Raw genomic sequence first — 18,175 nt, forward strand, 5'->3', positions numbered from 1 at the left:
AAATAACACGGTGATTTATGCATGAGTAACTAGTAATATTATCAAGCGAGTTTATGAACACAAGACAAAATCTTATAAAGGATTCACTTATAAATACAACTGCGATAAATTAGTTTATTATGAAGAATTTGATGATATCAATCAAGCTATTGCAAGAGAAAAACAAATAAAGTCAGGTAATAGAAAACGTAAAGAGGATCTTATTAATACAATGAATCCTGAGTGGTTAGATCTTTCTGATGGCTGGCTTTTTGATGTATGACATCATTACTAGGGGACGGAGCGATATAAAGGGCACAGCGTACCTTTTAGCGAACGGGCCAGATTGCCGCGTTGGAAATTGATAACGGTATTTTGACTGGAGTTCAAATTAACAGATTGCTTCTCCGCCAAAGTCGGATCGCAATGACCTATCATTTTGTCATTACGAGTGTAACGAAGTAATCTGCCAATGAGAAGTATAAATGCTTCAAAGTTTTGTATTTTTATACCTACTAAATTTAAAAACATGAGAATTTTAGTTTTATTCATAGCAATAGCTTTTTTGAGCTGCCAAAACACTAAGAAAGAGGAGCAGGTAGTTGCCGAAGCAGCTACAACAGCAGCGCAAACTCAAAAGCAAACTCTGCATGATTTTAAAGTAGAAGCCTTAGATGGTTCTGAATTTGATTTAGCATCACTTAAAGGAAAGAAAGTCATGGTGGTAAATACCGCTTCAAAGTGTGGTTTGACACCCCAATATGAGCAGTTACAAGCTTTATACGAAGAATACAAAGACAAAGATTTTGTGATTGTAGGCTTCCCTGCTAATAACTTCTTATGGCAAGAACCCGGGTCTAATCAAGAGATAGCAGCATTTTGCAAACAAAACTATGGTGTTAGTTTTCCTATGATGGCTAAGATCTCTGTTAAAGGAAAAGACAAACATCCGGTATATCAGTTCTTGACTGAAAAAGAAAAGAATGGCTTTCAAGACTCTAAGGTAAAATGGAATTTTCAGAAATACCTGGTGAACGAAAGTGGTCAGGTAGAAAAGATCATTACGCCTAAGACCTTACCTACGGATGAATCTGTTATCAGTTGGATTAAAAGCTAGGTTATTTCTTTAACAAAGAATACTTTATCTAATGGATTATTTGGGAAACCATCAGGTAATTTATTTTCTAAAATTTTTCTAAAACCATTTTTTTGATAAAATAGCTGAGCGGCTTTGAACTGATGCATCGTGCCCAGATAAAGCTTTGAAACCTTCTTTTTTTTACAGTGCATTAATGCTGTATTCAATAATAATTTTGATACTCCCAATTCTCTTCCTCTAAAGGACTTTTTAAGCATCATTTTCTTTAAAACAGCATAGTCTTCAAAATAAATAATTCCAATTGTTCCTATTACTTTTTCATTATTGAGGGCCACCCAATAATTTTGAGGAACTACTGGTGTATTTTTAGATGGTTTCGCTAGGATAGGGTTTGTAAACTCTAAAGCAATTTCTTGCATCATAGCATCAATTCCTGGCTGATGATTTATTGTATAAGGTACTATTTGAGTCATTTGGTTTTATATCTCAAAATTAAAGATAATGCTAATAACACATGAAAATCACGTGTTCTCGATACATCCGCCTCCGGCGGACACTCGAACTGACGAATTCTTTTTTGAATGTGATTAATAGTTGTCATTACGAGCCTTTAATCGTCATTTATGACAGGTAAGGCGAAGTAATCTTTAGAATAGGAGTTCCAATTAAGCAGATTGCCGCGCTTTGCTCGCAATGACGAAGCTTTTTGTTTTAAACAATTTCAACATGCACCTGCAACCTATCAAAGGCACCACCCCAACCGTTGTAGATACCCATTTTTTCCTGTTGTATTTTATAGGCTTCAGTGGCATGAATAACTTTAAAGGTAAACTTTGTTTGACTATCAACTTCTTCAAGATGCACTTGCAATTCTACACCTTCTGTCATGGGCTTAAAATCAGCTGTGGTTCTAAGGAGTGTAGGTTCAACAATTTCTAAATAGGTACCATTAGAAATAAAATCATTACCATCTGGCATGGCCATGGCAAATTTCCAAACACTACCCACTGAAAAATCATGTTCAAGCACACGCGTTTCCATACCTTTTGGTCCCCACCATTGGGCAATATGCTCAGGTTGTGTCCATGCTTGCCATACCAAATGTATAGGTGCATTAAACGTTCGTTCTATAGTAACTACACAGTTTTCATTTGTTGTTTTGTCCATGCTTTGTTGTTTTTGTTTGTAATGTATTTAAATAGTCTTCAAAATTATCTAGTCTTGATTCCCACAGGTTTTTATACTGTTCTATCCATAAAAAAGCAGGCAAGAGGTTTTGCGGTTGTATAAAACAATAACGCTCGCGTCCACGCTGATCAAAATCAATAATACCGCACTCTTTTAAGATTTTTAAATGTTTTGATATGGCGGGGCGACTGATCTCAAATTTCTTGGCAATGTCATTAACAGGCAATGAATCTTTTGATATCATTTCTATAATATCTCTTCGAATGGGATCGGCTATGGCTTGAAAAACATCTCTTCGCATATTTGTTAAGTAACCAATTGGTTACAAATATATATGTAACTTTTTGGTTACGCAAATTTAATTTTGAAAAACTCACGTCAGTTCGAGTGTCCACCATAGGCAGATGTATAGAGAACTAGTGAATTCTTTTTTTGAATGCTATTAATAGTTGTCATTACGAGCCTTTCACTGTCGTTTGAGACAGGCTAGGCGAAGTAATCTTTCAAATAGGAGTTCCGATTAAACAGATTGCCGCGCTTTGCTCGCAATGACAAAGGTTAAACAGATTACTTCTCCCGATAGCTATCGGGAGAAGTAATGACGTTTGATTTTAAATAAATCCGGCACCTAAAGCAATAGAAAGTAGTATCAATAAAACTGCTACGGTAGTTTGAATAAAATTTAAAGTGACTTTCTTCAGCAGCTTATTTCCCAAATACGCACCTGAAATAGCCGATAGGGTAGCACATAAAATCAAAGTGATATGTTCTTGTAGCCCGGAATTCGCAAAGCGAGAGGCATACACACCCAAACGTGTAAAATCTACAAAAGTAGATACTACTACTGCAGTAGCTATAAAAGCCTCTTTTGACAAGCTGGCTTTAATCAAAAATGCACTACGCAGTGCACCCTGATTACCGGACAGGCCTCCAAAAAATCCGCTAAGTGCACCACCTATAGGTAGTTTGCTCTTGTCAAATTCCCATTTTTTAAAATAAGGCAATAGATCCATCAACGCAAAGAATATAAGTAGGAGCGAAATGAGAAATTTAACTGGGTACACCTCAAAAGTTTTACCAAATAGTTCATAACTAAACAAAGGCTGAATATCCGGAATTCGCAATAATACCCAGGCACCTAAAAAGGCAAAAAACACTGCCGGAATTCCAAAACGCCACAGCACACTTTTGTCTGCATTTTTACCTACCAGCATGATCTTATAGAGATTATTAAAAAAATGGACTACGCCTGTCAGCGCAATGGCCAATTCCACCGGAAAGAAAAGCATAAAGACTGGGGTGAGCATGGTGCCCAAACCAAAACCGGAAAAAAAAGTTAGAATAGCTGCTAAAAATGCTACCAATGATATTAAAATAAGCTCCATAATTGCGAAGGTCGTTAAATTCTAACAAATAACTCCCCAATGCAACTCATTGGGGTTTCCAAAAATTTGTCATTCCCGTGCTCCCGATAATTATCGGGACGGAATCCAGAAAATTCTTTATTAAAATTATAGGGTGGGTCGTTGGGGTTTTCTTATTTTTAAGGCAAAATAAAACCAATGAATACTGTAGTACATTATACCTCTCAAGATACCCACGCCGTCATTGCAATTGATAACGGAAAAGTAAATGCCATTTCACACGATGTGCTAGACGGACTCAACGCTGCCTTTGATCAGGCGGAGAATGAACAAAAAGTAGTAGTACTCACCGGTAAAGAAGGTATTTTCTCTGCGGGTTATGATTTAAAAACCATGACAGCTGGGCCAGATGCAGCTATAGAGCTGGTAACCAAAGGCTCAAAATTGGTACACCGTATGCTTTCCTTTCCGTTGCCTATTGTAGCAGCTTGTAATGGGCATGCCATTGCTAAAGGTGCCTTTTTATTATTAGGTAGTGACTATAGAATAGGCGTAGAAGGCGAGTTTAAAATAGGCTTGAATGAAGTACAAATTGGGATGACCATGCATCATGCCGGTATTGCCATGGCACAAGCACGTTTGGCACCTTTGTTTGTAGACAGAAGTGTGAATAATGCTGAATTGTTTAACCCTCAAGAAGCCATTACAGTTGGCTTTTTAGATAGGGTAGTAGCGCCAGCACATTTGGAGACCACAGCTAATAAGATTGCTGGACTCTTTAGCCAATTAAACTTACGGGCACATGCTGAAACTAAAGTAAAAGTACGCAAAGAAGCACTAGAGAGATTGGCAGCGGGAATTGAAGCTGATGCCAATGCGCACATTAGTATTCAAGGGTAACTAGCCTATTCCTTTTCTAAATTTCTTTTTCTGATATGATCAAAAATTAAAATGGCCGCCAGGGCTGTCCAAAAAAGGCGATACACCCAAATATTAACTTCAAAGCCTAAGATGCTCGCGTTTTCTGAAGGATAGACAAAACTATAAAGTACGTTTAATACGCCAATAATACCTAAGATCAAGTTGATATATTTCATGGTTTAGTTGGATTGGTGATAACGAAGGTAGAAAAATTATAGAAAAGTGTTTTAACAAATTCCTTGCAAATAAGGAGAAACTTTTTGATCTGATACCTAATTGGTTATGTTTTATGAATCATGTTCTGTAACTTTTTTACTTTCAATTACCTTCGAATCAGCACCGTAGATTTCAATAAAAGTATCTTTAAATTGTTTAGTTTCTCTGAATTCTTTAAAAATAGGCCAATCATTATAATGAGCTTTATTTAGCACTTTATCATTGTCCCCTATTGCTTTCATAGCTTTGCAAGCTTCATCATATTCGTCAATTAGAACATTACTAGCAAGTTTAAAAAGTTCACCGCAGGCAGACCAATCTTTTGACTTTATTATTTCCTTACATTTGTCATCATTACCAATCCATTTATGAGTTTGCGCTCTATTTAGTAATATTCTGTATTCTAAGTCTTGTTTTGAGTATTTTCTAATATATTTATCTGCAAATTCATAGAGTTCTCTAGCAAGTTCATACTGCTTATTGTGGATTAGTTCAAATGAAATGTTTAAAAATGAATTATCTGCGCTTTCAAGTTCATTTGGTAAAAGTTTCCTTCTTAAAACCTGATTAAGCTTAACACCAATTTCATATAGACAATTAAAAGCTCTTTCAAAATATTTTAAATCTGTAACTAATTCATCTCCTGCTTTTATATTGTCATTAATTTCCACCTTATTCTCTTTACATACATTTATATATTGATTCGATATTTTACCATTGTTATGAACAAAAAGGTTTCTCCTTTGTGTTAGCTCAATGAAATCTTTCCAAGCTGGTAAATCATTTCTTAATTTTATATTTATTTTTTTCTCAAACCAAGCAAATTGTTCAGAATGACTATCTCTTAAAACGGATTCAACCTCTTTTTCTACAATAAATTTTCTAGCGTCTTCAACACTGCTAAATTCTCGTAACTGTGAATAAGAAAGTTGTCTTTCTGAGTTATCAATGATTTCGGGCTTTATTATGAAGATACATCCCATTAATTCGCCAATGTATGTGTCAAATTGGCTTATAAGGGAAACTACAAAATTTCTAATCAATAATTTTTCAGCTATGACAGCATTTGTAGACGCTTTTTTTAACTTGGCGAATTTTCGGTTTTTATCTGGTGGAATCAGATAATGTTGTTTTTCTGCAATATATTCACATTCCGATAGCAAAAAATTAGAGTGTTCTTTAACAGCGTTTATACTTTGTTCTTTTATGATTTTTAGAAAATTAGGAAGCGTGCTTCTTAAGCTTTCAATATTGTTTAAGAAATTTTCTATTTCTGCATCAAATTTTGGTTTTTCTTCCATAAATTATTTTCAACTACTAAAAATGATATGTGTATACTTATTACATATATCTGTTTTGAATATAGACCTATCAAATTAACCAGAAATGTAAAAAAGCATCCTTCTCTAGCATTTAATTCCTAATATCTTAAAGAGGCTTGGCGAGAAGGATGCCGCTCTAAACAAGTTTTATAATATTGGTTGACTGTTTGTTTTCTAAATGTTAAAATCAAAACTAAACAATCAAACCTTGTCTTCAAAATAGCTCATACCATAAAAAAAATTAACAATCAAGGGGGAAAATCCTGTTTTTTTAGGGTGTTTTTCCTGTTTTTATCAAAAGACTTTGTTTTTACACCCCTAGATCACTAAAGTGTTCTCGTCCCCTCAAGGGGACATTCACTATTTTTTATGCTTGGCTCCACAATAATGTTTCTTTTTGTCATTACGAGGAACAAGAGTATTCGTGTGACGAAGTAATCTTTTGAATTGGAGTTCTAAATAAACAGATTGCCACGTTCTGATGTATCAGAACTCGCAAAGGCGGTTCCTTTTATACAGTCTAGCAATGACTGTTCTAATTTAGACCTTGCATATCATGTATCGTCACTTCGAGCCTTTCGACTGTTGTTCAAGACAGGCTAGATGAAGTAATTAGCTCATTGGGAGTTAGATTGCCACGTTCAGATACATCAGAACTCGCAATGATAGTTTAATTTTGACTATACATATCACGCATCGTCATTACGGGACGGAACGTAAGGAAAACATCTTGTAGATGTTTTTAGTGAACTGGCCAGCCTGCCGCGCGGGTATACAAAGTAATCTGTTTATTTAGAGTTACCATCAGACAGATTGCTTCTCCGCCAAAGGCGGATCGCAATGATGGTTATTAATACTGCAGACCTATCTGTTCTTTTACACGGTCTATGATTTTCATTAAATCCAAACTTAATTGCAGAGGTAGCTTAGTACTTTCTAATTCCCGGTTTAAGAGGCACTGATTGACTTCCTCAATTTCATGCAGATACCCTTTACCTGAATAGGGGAGCTCAAATGTTTTCGGTTTTGCATCATCAAGACATACTGTAATCCGCTGTGCTTCATGAAATCTATGATGTAGTTTTATATGGCCCTTGGTGCCATAAATAAAGGCCTCCGTAGGTGTGTTTGCTTCTAAAGTGCATTCTAATAGAGCCTTAGCACCATTGGTATAGTCAAATAGCATTCCGCAATAACTATCTACTCCGGTACTTGTCATTCTGGCGGTTGCCTCGATAGTTTCTGGAACTCCTAAGCTTAGTAAACTTAAATAAATAGGGTAGATGCCAATGTCTAATAAAGCACCGCCGCCTAATTGTTTATTGAAAAGTCGCCCTTCAGGATTTACAGGTGTCTTAAATCCGAAATCAGCATTCACTGTTAAAACATCGCCAATCACTTTTTGCGCTAATAGCGTTGTCAATTTTTCTATGGTAGGCATAAAGCGCGTCCAGATAGCTTCCATTAAAAACAATTGCTTATCCCGAGCTTTTTGTACCATTAATTGCACTTCAGCAGAAGAAATGCCCATGGGTTTTTCACACAGCACTGCTTTGTCATGCTCAAAGCACAACAGGGTATTTTCACAATGCAAACTATGAGGTGTGGCTATATATATAATAGCTATCTCTGGGTTTTGTACCAAAGCCTCATACGAATCATAGTAATGAGGAACCTGAAATTGCTGGCTAAAAACCTGGGCCTTTTCAAGACTTCGTGAAGCAATGGCATAGAGTTCTGCATGTTCTGAACGTACCAGATCAGCTGCAAACTTATGCGCTATTTTTCCAGAGCCTAATATGCCCCATTTGATTTTTGTATTCATGTTGATGTGTCGTTTTAAAAATTCGTCAATTCGAGTGGCCGTCTAGGCGGATGCATCGAGAATAGAATTTTAGAATGATCAAAACCTTGTTCTCGATACTTTTTCTAAAGAAAAAACTCGAACTGACGGTTTTGATCTTGAATCTTTACGAAAAAGGAAAACCATTTTGATTAGCCTATTCATTAAATATCTCTGGTATCAATGTACAATTTTTTAGAAAAATATCCGGCCGTGATATGATTTTAAAAGAATCTAAATTAGTAGTTTCATACTGTCAAATCTTTTTAGGTCTAAACCCCGCTGAATAACTTTGCACTATGAAACCTACTGAACATACAACTACCACATTTTCGGATATTTATAACCCAAGTAGTTTTAGAGAACTAGGGCATCAGATGGTTGATCTATTAGCAGATCAATTAGAGAAGGTACAAACAGATACAAAACAAGCTGTATATCCGCATCTTGAACCCAATGATCAGCTAGCTTATTTTAAGGAAAATCTGGAAGTCACTTCTGACCCTTTTGAGACGTTTAAGACGATCTTAGAACGTTCAATTCAATTGCAGCATCCTGGTTTTATTGGTCACCAAACTGCGTGTCCTGTACCAATTACCGCTTTCGCTGGATTATTAGCTGACTTTTTAAATAATGGAACCGGTGTTTATGAAATGGGTCCAGCATCCAATGCCATGGAACGAACCATTATCGATTTTACGGCAAAACATGTAGGCTATACTACAGATGCTGCTGGGTTTATGACTTCAGGCGGTTCATTAGCTAATCTTACAGCCTTGTTAGCGGCAAGAAAAGCCAAAGCGCCGAGCGATGTTTGGGAAGATGGCCATCATGAAAAATTAGCCGTTTTGGTTTCTGAGGAAGCACATTATTGTATAGACCGCGCAGCTAGGATACTAGGATTAGGGGATGAAGGCATTATTAAAGTGCCGGTGGATGCACAGTTTAAAATCAAAACTTCGCTGTTGCCTGAATATTTGGCAAAAGCTAAAAGTAAAGGTTTACACGTATTTTGTGTCATTGGATGTGCTGGTTCTACAGCAACAGGTTCCTATGATCATTTAGAAGCAATGGCTGATTTTTGCGAAACAAACAATCTTTGGTTTCATGTTGATGCGGCACACGGTGGAGGTGTCATATTTTCTAAAAAATACAAGCATCTGGTAAAAGGCATAGAAAAAGCAGATACAGTTGTGATAGATTATCATAAAATGTTGATGACTCCAGCACTTAATACAGGGTTGGTATTTAAAAATGGGAACGAAAGCTATAAAACCTTTGCTCAAAAAGCGCAATATCTTTGGGATGCCCCTGAAACTGAAGAATGGTATCATTCTGCCAAACGCACTTTTGAATGTACCAAAGCCTTACTTTCGGCCCGTACTTATGTTGTTTTAAAAACCTACGGTACAGGTATTTTTGAGAAAAATGTAGATCATTTATATGATTCCGCAAAGAATTTGGCGGTTTTGATAGAAGCACGCCCAAACTTTGAGCTAGCCATAGCTCCTGAAGCTAATATTGTAAATTTTAGGTATGTGCCAGAACATCCTCTAGAGCTAGAGGAATTGAATGACTTGAATGGTTTTATTCGGAAAGAACTGATAGAATCCGGTAAATTTTACATTGTACAAACGGTCATTCATGGTAAAAGATATTTAAGATGTACCGTGATGAATCCTTTAACTACTAGAGATGACTTCAATCGTTTATTAAGTGAAATAGAACGTATTGGTTCTACGTATAAGCTAAATAATTAAGTTGGGTATTCCTTTATTGGGCAATATTTTAAAAGAAAGATTTGTAATACTAATCCTTACTATCACTAAGGTATTAGTCACGTATATATTTTTTAGGGATGTCAACCCCATTTGAATTGGTGGTCCATAATACATCGGCTATCCACCAGCGATTGTCAACATAAACCAACTGGTAACTGGTAACGCCTTTGCCTTCGTCACCTTCTGAGTCTTTGGTATAAAAACTCTGAAATACATTGGCAATACCGTTATATTCATTGACTACTTTACCCAATTCAATTTCTTCAAATCCTTTTTGATAATATTCGTCTTGCATTAATTCTACAAAATCATCCAGCGATATGCTTTCATAAGGCACAGCCATAGAATCGGTTTTATGATAGACCAAGCTAAACCGAACTGATGGTAAGAATAGATTTCTGAAATTATTCCAGTTTCTTACTTTTCCTTCCTTACCCGAAATAATATGCAACATTTCATTGACTACCCCTTCAATAGATTCCGTAGCCTTTTGATTCGTGATAGCTTGATCTTGTGCTGATATGTTGAAGAAACCAAAAAGTAATAGCAGTGTAGTAATTTTTCTCATGAAGATACATTTTACCCTATAAACTTAATAAATGTGATGTTACTGAATGCCGATATTTAGCTTTTTAACGAATCTTTATATTTTTTCCTACATTTGCCCCATGATTGATTAAGTACCAATTCCATTTAAACAATGATCCCTACCTGATACGTACGGATGGTTGTTCCTTTAAAGAGCATAGCGAAAGCTATCACTTCTGTTTCATTACTTAACTTAACAATCATGTCATCCTCAATTAGTATATCAAAATTTTTCAACTATTTCTGGCAAGCCATACAAGGCAAAGAGCAGAATTTTACATCAGGCAGTATCCGTAAAGCGGTCTTTATGTTGTCTATTCCCATGATCTTAGAAATGCTCATGGAATCCATTTTTGCCTTGGTAGATATCATATTTGTATCACGAGTTAGCGTCAATGCTGTAGCTACTATTGGTTTAACAGAATCAGTTTTAACATTGGTTTATGCAGTGGCTATTGGCTTTAGTATGGCGGCAACAGCGGTTGTGGCGCGCAGGGTAGGAGAACAAGATATTAAAGGAGCCAATCAGGCGGCCGTTCAGGTCATCTTTTTAGGTGTAGCTGTTTCTATTATTGTGAGCTTTATTGGTATTTTTTATGCCAAGGATATTTTACGACTCATGGGCGGTGAACCTGATCTGATTGCAGAAGGGTATGGCTATACTCAGATCTTATTAGGAGGTAATATTACTATTATGCTCCTCTTTTTAATCAATGCCATTTTTCGCGGTGCCGGAGATGCCTCCATTGCCATGTGGACTTTAGTTGTATCAAACGGGCTTAATATTATACTCGACCCTATCTTTATTTTTGGTTTAGGCCCGGTTCCGGAATTTGGGGTTAAAGGGGCTGCCATTGCTACTACTATTGGTAGAGGATCAGCCGTTTTATTTCAATTAGGAATTTTGTTTTACGGATGGGGCAAGATTAAGGTTGCGGTTAAAGATCTTGTATTGAGGGCCGCTGTAATGATCAACCTGATAAAAGTATCCCTAGGTGGCATAGGTCAGTTTATTATTGGTACTTCCAGCTGGGTATTTTTAATGCGCATCATGTCAGAATTTGGTAGTGAAGTGCTGGCAGGCTATACTATTGCAATCCGCGTGATGATGTTCACCTTTATGCCCTCGTGGGGGATGAGCAATGCAGCTGCTACACTGGTAGGGCAAAACTTGGGTGCCGGAAAACCGGATCGGGCGGAAAAATCTGTATGGGTAACCGGTAAATATAATGCCATTTTTATGGTCATTGTTTCCATTGCTTATTTTGTATTTGCACATGATATTTTGTCTTGGTTTAGTAAAGAACCCGATGTTATTAAATATGGTACCCTGTGCTTACAAGTCATAGCAGCTGGCTATGTGTTTTATGCCTACGGAATGGTAGTCATTCAGGCATTTAATGGTTCTGGTGATACAAAGACTCCAACATGGATCAACTTTGTTGCTTTTTGGCTGTTTCAAATACCATTTGCGTATTTGGTATCAATCACTTTTAAGGCCGGTCCTTTTGGGGTGTTTTTGGCAATTGTTTTAGCAGAAACCTTATTGGCCATCATTGGTATGATCTGGTTTAAAAAAGGGAAATGGAAAAAGGTAAAGGTTTAAGATTGCGTCTTTAAGTGCTGCTCAGGCGATAACGATTATAATTGATGTGGATTTATCTATAAAATAAACCCCAAAGCCCTTACTTTGAGGTTTAAGAATGCGGCATGAGGCCCCTAATAACCTCGGTGTTTTAAACACCTGCCGCATTCAATCCTTTTTAGAGCAATTTTCCCTTTTCAAATCTTTTTCTTCTACGTTCTTTGGATGTTAAGACACATTAATTTTTAACAAGTCACCTAAAAGTGTGTATTTTTTTCAGCATTGTTCATCACTCCATTTTGTTTAGTATTTTAGATGCGCATTAAGACTTGTATTCATGACTAAAAATACCCTAGGCTTAAACACCATTTGTACCCATGTGGGTAGTGTGAAAGATGAGCAATTTGGAGGTGCTGTATCGCCAATTTATATGACGAGCTCATACCCTTATATGGATGTGGAAGAGAAGCGTTATCCACGTTATTTTAATACACCCAATCAACAAGCTGTAGCTAAAAAAATAGCCGCTTTAGAGCATGCCGAAGGTGCATTGGTCTTTACCTCAGGAATGGCTGCTATAAGTGCCACTTTATTAACTTTTTTAAAGAAAGGTGATCATGTAGTATTGCAAAATGAAATCTATGGAGGCACGTTTAACTTGATCATTGAAGAATTTGAAAAAATGGGCATTGAGTATTCATTTACCAATGGAGTAGAAGTGACTAATTTTGAAGCTGAGATTAAAGAAACCACCAAGATCCTTTATTTTGAAACACCCTCAAACCCATTATTGACAATTGTAGATGTACTAGGTGTGGCGAACTTGGCAAAAAAACATGGATTACTATCTGCTATTGATAATACTTTTGCTTCACCGGTAAACTTAAACCCCATTGACTTTGGAGTAGATATTGTATTGCATTCTGCAACCAAATACTTAGGCGGGCACAGCGATATTTGTGCTGGTGCTGTAGCAACCACCGCTGAAAACATTGATAAGATTTGGAACAAATCAAAAAACTTAGGAGGTAACCTAAGTGATTTTATGTGTTATCTTTTAGAACGAAGTATTAAAACATTAGGCATTCGTGTAGCACAGCATAATAAGAATGCACTTCTTCTAGCTGAATTTTTAGAGGCTCATGATTTGATTACCAAGGTGAACTACCCGGGTTTACCCAACCATAAAAACCATGAAATTGCAAAGGAACAAATGAACGGATTTGGAGGAATGTTATCATTTGAACTTGACCCCTCTGTAAAAGCCTTAGAATTTAAAAAGAAACTTCAATTGATAAAACCTTCTATGAGTTTAGCAGGAGTGGAATCTACCATTATATTTCCTTCAATGGCTTCGCATGCTTTGTTAACACCAGAGCAGCGTGCTGAAATTGGTATTAGTGATCAGTTGATTCGCTTTTCTGTAGGTATTGAGGAGGCTAAAGATTTAATGGCTGATATTGAGCAGGCATTACATAATAATTAGTGTCATTGCGATCCGCGGAAGGCGGAGACGCAATCTGTCAATCGACTACTTCTAATAAACAGATTACTTTGTCACAAGAATACTCTTGCTCCTCGTAAAGACGTTACTGATCTATGTCTTCTGCATTAAATGCTAATAACTCGTTGTTTTCTGTATTGTAGCTTATTTGAATGGGCCTGCAACACACTTCACAATCTTCAATATATGAGGTTTTAGAGATAGAAGTATCTAACAACATAGAAATGGTTTCCCAACAATAAGGGCATTGAAAGAAATGTTCTAGCATTAAAAATTTTGATCTAATAAAGTACCACTTAATTGCAGTAATTGCAATTCGGCATTTTTGGCATTGTACTTGGCTTGACTTAAATTCAGTTCAGCATTGATAAGGTTTATTTGCGCTTGACGGAAGTCAATAGAATTGATTTGCCCTAGTTTATACTGCTCATTGGTTCTTTCAAAATTACGCTTGTTAGTCATTAAGTTGGTGCGTTGTACATTTAAAGTAAATAAGGCATTTTGATAGGTTTCCCATGCATTATTGACATCTCTATTCAATAGCTCTTCCTGTTGTTTCTTTAAAATTTCTTGATTTTCTAAGGTAATTTTGGCATTCTGCACATTGGTTTTTGTTCTACCGCCATCAAAGATGTTCCAGGAAAGGCTGATTCCGCCATTAATACCTTTTTGTGTAGAATTAACAGGACTGAATGGATTTATTGGCTCACTGTTACTTCTATTCCAGGCATACGATCCGGTAAGTGCAACATTAGGCATCCATCCGGCTCTATTGATTTTTATATCATATTCGCTAAGTTCTATGCTCTTTTGAGCTTGCTGTAAAGAGGCATTTTTTGCAGATGATTGGTTCAAAAGGTCTTCTAGAGTTAAACCTATGGCATAATTAACCGTGGTGTCAACAGAAACATTGGTGTTGACATCTCTCCCCAAAACCACATTTAAATCACGCTTGGCATTTGCCAATAGACGTTTCACATCTAAATAATTAATACTGTCATTATTTACATCTACCTCTGCATTGAGTACATCTAATTTGGTGTTCTGTCCATAATCAAAACCATAATTAGCACGCTTTAAACGTTGCTTAGAAATTTCAAGTGTTTCCTTCTGGTTGATCTCATTTTCTGTTAATCTGGCCACTTCGTAATAAGCTATAAATAAAGTAGTTACCGTGCTCTCAATAACTTGTCTGGCCTGTAATTCACTTAAGTTATAAGCCTCCTTTAGGCGTTTAAAAGCATTTCTTCGGTTAAAACCATCAAATAGGGTATAGTTTACACCAACTGAGGCATTATAATTTCTTGATTCTGCGCCTTCTACATTATTTGTACTCCCATCAGGAAATTCTACTTCTGAATCGGTATTACTGTAATTAGCACCAGCATTTCCAGTAACGGAAGGTAAATAACCACTATTAAAGATGCTGGTGTTGTTTTTGGCCGCTGCCAAATTGTTTTTTGTTACCCTGATATCATAATTATTCTCTAAAGTAATTTCCAGTGCTTTTTCCTTACTCAAGAATTCCTGGGCGTTTAGATGAACAACGGTTAATAAGGTAAGAACTACCGGGGTTATTTTTTTAAATGTTATGTAATATATCATCTCAGATGTGCTAATATTTTACTTAAATTCATCACTTTCTGCTTTCAATTCAATAATGGCTCTTTCTACCACTTCTCGTTTAGGCCTTTTGCCGGTCCATAACCATTTAGTATATACTTTTGAATAATTGGAAATAGAAAGTAATACGGGTAAGGTTAAAAGTGTCAAGAAGGTAGCAATGAATATACCATAGGCAATAGAAATGGCCATGGGAATCAAGAATTGCGCTTGTCTACTGGTTTCAAATATTAAAGGGGTTAAACCTGCCATCGTTGTAATGGTGGTTAAAAAGATAGCCCTAAACCTTGACTTTCCTGCAGCGAAAAGTGCTTCTTCAAACTCCATTCCTTGTTTCAGATAACTATTGAATTTGGTGATTAATACCAAACCGTCATTGACCATAATTCCTATCAAAGCAATAATTCCTAATAACGAAAGAATATTAACAGCGAATCCATGTATCCAATGCCCCCAGGCTACACCTATCAAACTAAAAGGTACCATGAGTAGGAGCATAAAAGGCTGTCCATAAGAGCGGAATGTGAATACGATTACTATGTATATCAGCAGTAAGATAATAGGCCCCACAATAGCAGCGGAAGATGAAACTTTAGACGCTTCTCTGTTTTGCCCCTCATATAAGGCAGTAACAGAAGGGTATTTTGCTACAATTTCAGGCATAATACGATTTCTGATATCATCTAATACATCCGTAGCACTTGCTTGCCCATCTTTCATATCAGCTTCCACTTTTATTTCTCGTTGCCCTTCTAAGTGGTTAATAGAAATTTCACCTCGCTCAATTTCATAAGTGGCAATCTCCGATAATGGCACTCTTGTTCCATTAGGTGTGCTAATGCGCATATCATCCAAATTCTTGATAGAGGAACGTTCATTTTTATCATAACGCACCCAAACTTTTATCTCATCTTGCCCACGTTGAAAACGCTGTGCTTGAAAGCCAAAGAATCCACTCCGTACTTGAGACATTACACCGTTTAAAGTAAGCCCTAACAAATACGCATTATCTTTAAGTTTTAGTTTTATCTCTTTAATACCTTGCGGGTCATTATCAGTAATATCTTTTAATTCCTGATTTTTTGAGAGCTCAACTTTTAACTCTGTTTTAGCGTTTTTCAGTTCGGCAATATTGTTACTCAATAAGGATACTGAAACAGGGCTACCTCCAAAATTACCACCAGAACCAAATGTGAGGCTTTCAACACCATAGACTTCACCAACTTCATCACGAATGGCATTGGTAATTTCTCTTGAGCTAAATGTACGCTCTTCACCAGGAAGCAAGTTTATATTTAAGGATGCATTGGCTGAACCCGGCCCAATGCGCTTTAAAATATTTTCAATAACGGGTTTGTCGTCTTCACTATATTTTTTATTAAAATCTTCACCCACTAACCAAGCTTTATCTTCAATGGCAGAAATAATGCTGTCTGTTATTTTCTCATTCGTTCCTTGTGGCATTGTTAAATTTATAGACACTCGATCACTTGCAATTGTGGGAAAAAAAGTACCTCTAATAATACCTCCTTGAAATGCTCCCATGGTAATCATTAAAAAAGCAATGGGAATGACCAAGCCGAAGAATTTGTTTTGCAATACAAATTTTAGTGTAGGAGCATAGATTTTATCACGCATAAAATCCATGAATTGCTCAGCATATTTATTGAACTTGAATAGTTTTTGATTTCTATCTAAGGCCTTTGAATGTGCAACATGTGCTGGTAGAATGATAAGAGCTTCTACCAAAGATAAAATGAGTGTCAAAGCAACTACGGTAGCTACTTCACCAAAGAATTCCCCTATGTTTCCATCTAAAAAGAAGAAAACTGAAAAGGCCAATACCGTAGTAGTAATAGCTGAAATAATAGGAGGTACTACTTCCATAGTGCCATCTATTGCAGCCCTTATAGGATTCTTTCCTTTTTCATAATGGTGATAAATATTTTCGGAGATCACAATACCATCATCTACCAATATACCAATCACGATAATCATTCCAAAAAGTGAAAGTACATTAATAGTAACATCAAAATAACCAGCAAGCATAAACATACCAAAAAAGGCAACCGGCAATCCTGCCGCTACCCAAAAGGCAAGACGAGGTCGTAAGAAGAATGATAAAAATAACATGACCAATAACATACCTTGCCAGGCATTTTTAAACAGCAATCGTGTACGTTGGTTTAATGGAATCGCCGAATCGCGGGTAATGGCAATTTCTACATTGTCTCTTTCTTCATTAAATTTGTCTATATATTCATTAATCTTCTCAGCAGATGAGAGTAAATCTTCATCATTTGTATTGCTCACTTGTACACGTACCGCCAGATTACCATTGTGATAATTCCTGTTAGGTGTTTCATTCCATCTGTCTCTAACAGTAGCTACATCTTTTAACCTAATAATATTTCCTGATGCATTGGCACGCACCACTAAATTATCCAATTCATCACCGTAATAGGAGCGATTATTCGCCCTGATAAGATAATCTTCAGCTTCTGTTTTTATAGATCCTCCGGTAGTTAAAATATTAGCCGTAGACACGGCATTTGCTACTTGCTGGAAGGTTAAATTATAGGCCAGCAGGTCATTTTCACGTACCGCGATTTCTATTTCTTCGTCAGGATAACCAGAAATTGTAATTTGCGAAATACCGTCAATTCTACGAAGGTCATTTTCAACATCTCTGGTGATTTGTTTTAATGTTGTTAAAGGAATATTATTTCCTGTAACTACAAAACTCACAGTTTCAGCAACCCTTTCTATTTTAGCAACTACAGGTGGTTCCATACCTGTTGGAAAATTGGGTACTTTATCAACAGCATTTTTAACATCAGATAGAATATCATTGATATCATATCCTTTAAGAATTTCCACTGATATCACAGCTGAGTTTTCTGATGAGGTAGAAGTAACCCTATCTACTCCTACAAGGCCTTTTAAGTTATCTTCAATTTTTAGTACAATACCTTCTTCCATTTCCTGTGGAGAGGCGCCCGGATACGCGATACTTATATTGATGAATTTAGAATCTGTTAAAGGAAAAAAGGAGGATTTTAAATTAGAATAACCTAAAAATCCCATGACTACAAAGGCAATAATAATAATGTTGACGGCAACAGGGTACTTTATAAAATAAGCAATGACCTTTTTCATGAA

17 protein-coding genes are annotated in these 18,175 nt (G+C 36.4%); 6 read left to right on the forward strand and 11 right to left on the reverse strand.

What is annotated here, in order from left to right:
• Window positions 1-40 precede the first annotated feature (40 nt).
• Together AC1EU5_RS08930 and AC1EU5_RS08935 are read left to right on the forward strand one after the other, a co-directional pair.
• A complete protein-coding gene (locus tag AC1EU5_RS08930) occupies window positions 41-262 on the forward strand; it encodes a GIY-YIG nuclease family protein (protein WP_480192293.1) in 222 nt (73 codons plus the stop codon).
• Window positions 263-508: 246 nt separating this feature from the next.
• A complete protein-coding gene (locus AC1EU5_RS08935) occupies window positions 509-1,096 on the forward strand; it encodes a glutathione peroxidase (RefSeq protein ID WP_480192035.1) in 588 nt (195 codons plus the stop codon).
• On the opposite strand, the gene AC1EU5_RS08940 is transcribed toward AC1EU5_RS08935, so the two are convergent.
• The 4 genes from AC1EU5_RS08940 to AC1EU5_RS08955 all read right to left on the reverse strand — a co-directional run bounded on the left by AC1EU5_RS08940 (window position 1,093) and on the right by AC1EU5_RS08955 (window position 3,651).
• Window positions 1,093-1,551, reverse strand: a complete 459-nt coding sequence (locus AC1EU5_RS08940; protein WP_480192036.1) for a GNAT family N-acetyltransferase — start codon at window positions 1,549-1,551, stop codon at window positions 1,093-1,095. The two genes, AC1EU5_RS08935 and AC1EU5_RS08940, sit on opposite strands and share 4 nt — an antisense overlap.
• Window positions 1,552-1,789: 238 nt before the next feature.
• Window positions 1,790-2,245, reverse strand: a complete 456-nt coding sequence (locus tag AC1EU5_RS08945) for an SRPBCC family protein (RefSeq protein ID WP_480192037.1) — start codon at window positions 2,243-2,245, stop codon at window positions 1,790-1,792.
• Complete coding sequence (locus AC1EU5_RS08950) at window positions 2,226-2,567, reverse strand: ArsR/SmtB family transcription factor (protein ID WP_480192038.1); 342 nt, start codon at window positions 2,565-2,567, stop codon at window positions 2,226-2,228. The genes AC1EU5_RS08945 and AC1EU5_RS08950 overlap by 20 nt, the downstream gene beginning before the upstream one ends.
• A 310-nt stretch (window positions 2,568-2,877) precedes the next feature.
• Entirely contained in the window at window positions 2,878-3,651 is a 774-nt protein-coding gene (locus AC1EU5_RS08955) for a sulfite exporter TauE/SafE family protein (protein WP_480192039.1), read from the reverse strand.
• 177 nt (window positions 3,652-3,828) lie between these two features.
• Here AC1EU5_RS08955 and AC1EU5_RS08960 point away from each other — a divergent pair, with 177 nt between their 5' ends.
• Window positions 3,829-4,530 carry a crotonase/enoyl-CoA hydratase family protein gene (locus AC1EU5_RS08960; protein WP_480192040.1) on the forward strand — a complete coding sequence of 234 codons (702 nt, stop codon included), beginning with the start codon at window positions 3,829-3,831 and terminating at the stop codon, window positions 4,528-4,530.
• A 5-nt stretch (window positions 4,531-4,535) separates the two neighbouring features.
• Here the strand turns inward: AC1EU5_RS08960 and AC1EU5_RS08965 are convergent, their stop codons facing one another.
• The 3 genes from AC1EU5_RS08965 to AC1EU5_RS08975 all read right to left on the reverse strand — a co-directional run bounded on the left by AC1EU5_RS08965 (window position 4,536) and on the right by AC1EU5_RS08975 (window position 7,914).
• The gene (locus AC1EU5_RS08965) at window positions 4,536-4,727 is read right to left on the reverse strand and encodes a hypothetical protein (protein ID WP_480192041.1); all 192 of its coding nucleotides are present in this window, start codon (window positions 4,725-4,727) and stop codon (window positions 4,536-4,538) included.
• 111 nt (window positions 4,728-4,838) lie between these two features.
• Entirely contained in the window at window positions 4,839-6,068 is a 1,230-nt protein-coding gene (locus tag AC1EU5_RS08970) for a hypothetical protein (protein WP_480192042.1), read from the reverse strand.
• An 871-nt stretch (window positions 6,069-6,939) separates the two neighbouring features.
• Window positions 6,940-7,914 (reverse strand): Gfo/Idh/MocA family protein, encoded by a 975-nt coding sequence (locus AC1EU5_RS08975; protein ID WP_480192043.1) that lies wholly within the window; start codon window positions 7,912-7,914, stop codon window positions 6,940-6,942.
• A 317-nt stretch (window positions 7,915-8,231) separates the two neighbouring features.
• On the opposite strand from AC1EU5_RS08975, the gene AC1EU5_RS08980 reads away from it, so the two are divergent.
• A complete protein-coding gene (locus tag AC1EU5_RS08980; protein WP_480192044.1) occupies window positions 8,232-9,692 on the forward strand; it encodes a pyridoxal phosphate-dependent decarboxylase family protein in 1,461 nt (486 codons plus the stop codon).
• A 73-nt stretch (window positions 9,693-9,765) separates the two neighbouring features.
• Here the strand turns inward: AC1EU5_RS08980 and AC1EU5_RS08985 are convergent, their stop codons facing one another.
• Window positions 9,766-10,281, reverse strand: coding sequence for a hypothetical protein (locus tag AC1EU5_RS08985; RefSeq protein ID WP_480192045.1), 516 nt, complete (start codon window positions 10,279-10,281; stop codon window positions 9,766-9,768).
• 222 nt (window positions 10,282-10,503) lie between these two features.
• Between AC1EU5_RS08985 and AC1EU5_RS08990 the strand changes: the two genes are divergently transcribed.
• Both AC1EU5_RS08990 and AC1EU5_RS08995 read left to right on the forward strand, forming a co-directional pair.
• Window positions 10,504-11,907 carry an MATE family efflux transporter gene (locus tag AC1EU5_RS08990; RefSeq protein WP_480192046.1) on the forward strand — a complete coding sequence of 468 codons (1,404 nt, stop codon included), beginning with the start codon at window positions 10,504-10,506 and terminating at the stop codon, window positions 11,905-11,907.
• A gap of 316 nt (window positions 11,908-12,223) precedes the next feature.
• Window positions 12,224-13,372: a trans-sulfuration enzyme family protein gene (locus AC1EU5_RS08995; protein ID WP_480192047.1), complete on the forward strand. Its 1,149-nt coding sequence runs from the start codon at window positions 12,224-12,226 to the stop codon at window positions 13,370-13,372.
• 103 nt (window positions 13,373-13,475) lie between these two features.
• Here the strand turns inward: AC1EU5_RS08995 and AC1EU5_RS09000 are convergent, their stop codons facing one another.
• The 3 genes from AC1EU5_RS09000 to AC1EU5_RS09010 are packed head-to-tail and all read right to left on the reverse strand — an operon-like array spanning window position 13,476 to window position 18,172.
• Window positions 13,476-13,658: a CPXCG motif-containing cysteine-rich protein gene (locus AC1EU5_RS09000; RefSeq protein WP_480192048.1), complete on the reverse strand. Its 183-nt coding sequence runs from the start codon at window positions 13,656-13,658 to the stop codon at window positions 13,476-13,478.
• Window positions 13,658-14,995 (reverse strand): TolC family protein, encoded by a 1,338-nt coding sequence (locus AC1EU5_RS09005; protein ID WP_480192049.1) that lies wholly within the window; start codon window positions 14,993-14,995, stop codon window positions 13,658-13,660. Before AC1EU5_RS09005 ends, AC1EU5_RS09000 begins: the two co-directional genes overlap by 1 nt.
• Before the next feature lie 18 nt (window positions 14,996-15,013).
• Window positions 15,014-18,172: an efflux RND transporter permease subunit gene (locus AC1EU5_RS09010; RefSeq protein ID WP_480192050.1), complete on the reverse strand. Its 3,159-nt coding sequence runs from the start codon at window positions 18,170-18,172 to the stop codon at window positions 15,014-15,016.
• Window positions 18,173-18,175: the final 3 nt, after the last annotated feature.

The sequence above is a fragment of the Maritimimonas sp. 2405UD52-3 genome (assembly GCF_056591715.1).

Bases quoted from the DNA above. Each gene is read 5' to 3' on its own strand.
- AC1EU5_RS08935 (WP_480192035.1), top strand. From the start codon at position 509: ATGAGAATTTTAGTTTTATTCATAGCAATAGCTTTTTTGAGCTGCCAA.
- AC1EU5_RS08940 (WP_480192036.1), bottom strand. From the start codon at position 1,551: ATGACTCAAATAGTACCTTATACAATAAATCATCAGCCAGGAATTGAT.
- AC1EU5_RS08945 (WP_480192037.1), bottom strand. From the start codon at position 2,245: ATGGACAAAACAACAAATGAAAACTGTGTAGTTACTATAGAACGAACG.
- AC1EU5_RS08950 (WP_480192038.1), bottom strand. From the start codon at position 2,567: ATGCGAAGAGATGTTTTTCAAGCCATAGCCGATCCCATTCGAAGAGAT.
- AC1EU5_RS08955 (WP_480192039.1), bottom strand. From the start codon at position 3,651: ATGGAGCTTATTTTAATATCATTGGTAGCATTTTTAGCAGCTATTCTA.
- AC1EU5_RS08960 (WP_480192040.1), top strand. From the start codon at position 3,829: ATGAATACTGTAGTACATTATACCTCTCAAGATACCCACGCCGTCATT.
- AC1EU5_RS08965 (WP_480192041.1), bottom strand. From the start codon at position 4,727: ATGAAATATATCAACTTGATCTTAGGTATTATTGGCGTATTAAACGTA.
- AC1EU5_RS08970 (WP_480192042.1), bottom strand. From the start codon at position 6,068: ATGGAAGAAAAACCAAAATTTGATGCAGAAATAGAAAATTTCTTAAAC.
- AC1EU5_RS08975 (WP_480192043.1), bottom strand. From the start codon at position 7,914: ATGAATACAAAAATCAAATGGGGCATATTAGGCTCTGGAAAAATAGCG.
- AC1EU5_RS08980 (WP_480192044.1), top strand. From the start codon at position 8,232: ATGAAACCTACTGAACATACAACTACCACATTTTCGGATATTTATAAC.
- AC1EU5_RS08985 (WP_480192045.1), bottom strand. From the start codon at position 10,281: ATGAGAAAAATTACTACACTGCTATTACTTTTTGGTTTCTTCAACATA.
- AC1EU5_RS08990 (WP_480192046.1), top strand. From the start codon at position 10,504: ATGTCATCCTCAATTAGTATATCAAAATTTTTCAACTATTTCTGGCAA.
- AC1EU5_RS08995 (WP_480192047.1), top strand. From the start codon at position 12,224: ATGACTAAAAATACCCTAGGCTTAAACACCATTTGTACCCATGTGGGT.
- AC1EU5_RS09000 (WP_480192048.1), bottom strand. From the start codon at position 13,658: ATGCTAGAACATTTCTTTCAATGCCCTTATTGTTGGGAAACCATTTCT.
- AC1EU5_RS09005 (WP_480192049.1), bottom strand. From the start codon at position 14,995: ATGATATATTACATAACATTTAAAAAAATAACCCCGGTAGTTCTTACC.
- AC1EU5_RS09010 (WP_480192050.1), bottom strand. From the start codon at position 18,172: ATGAAAAAGGTCATTGCTTATTTTATAAAGTACCCTGTTGCCGTCAAC.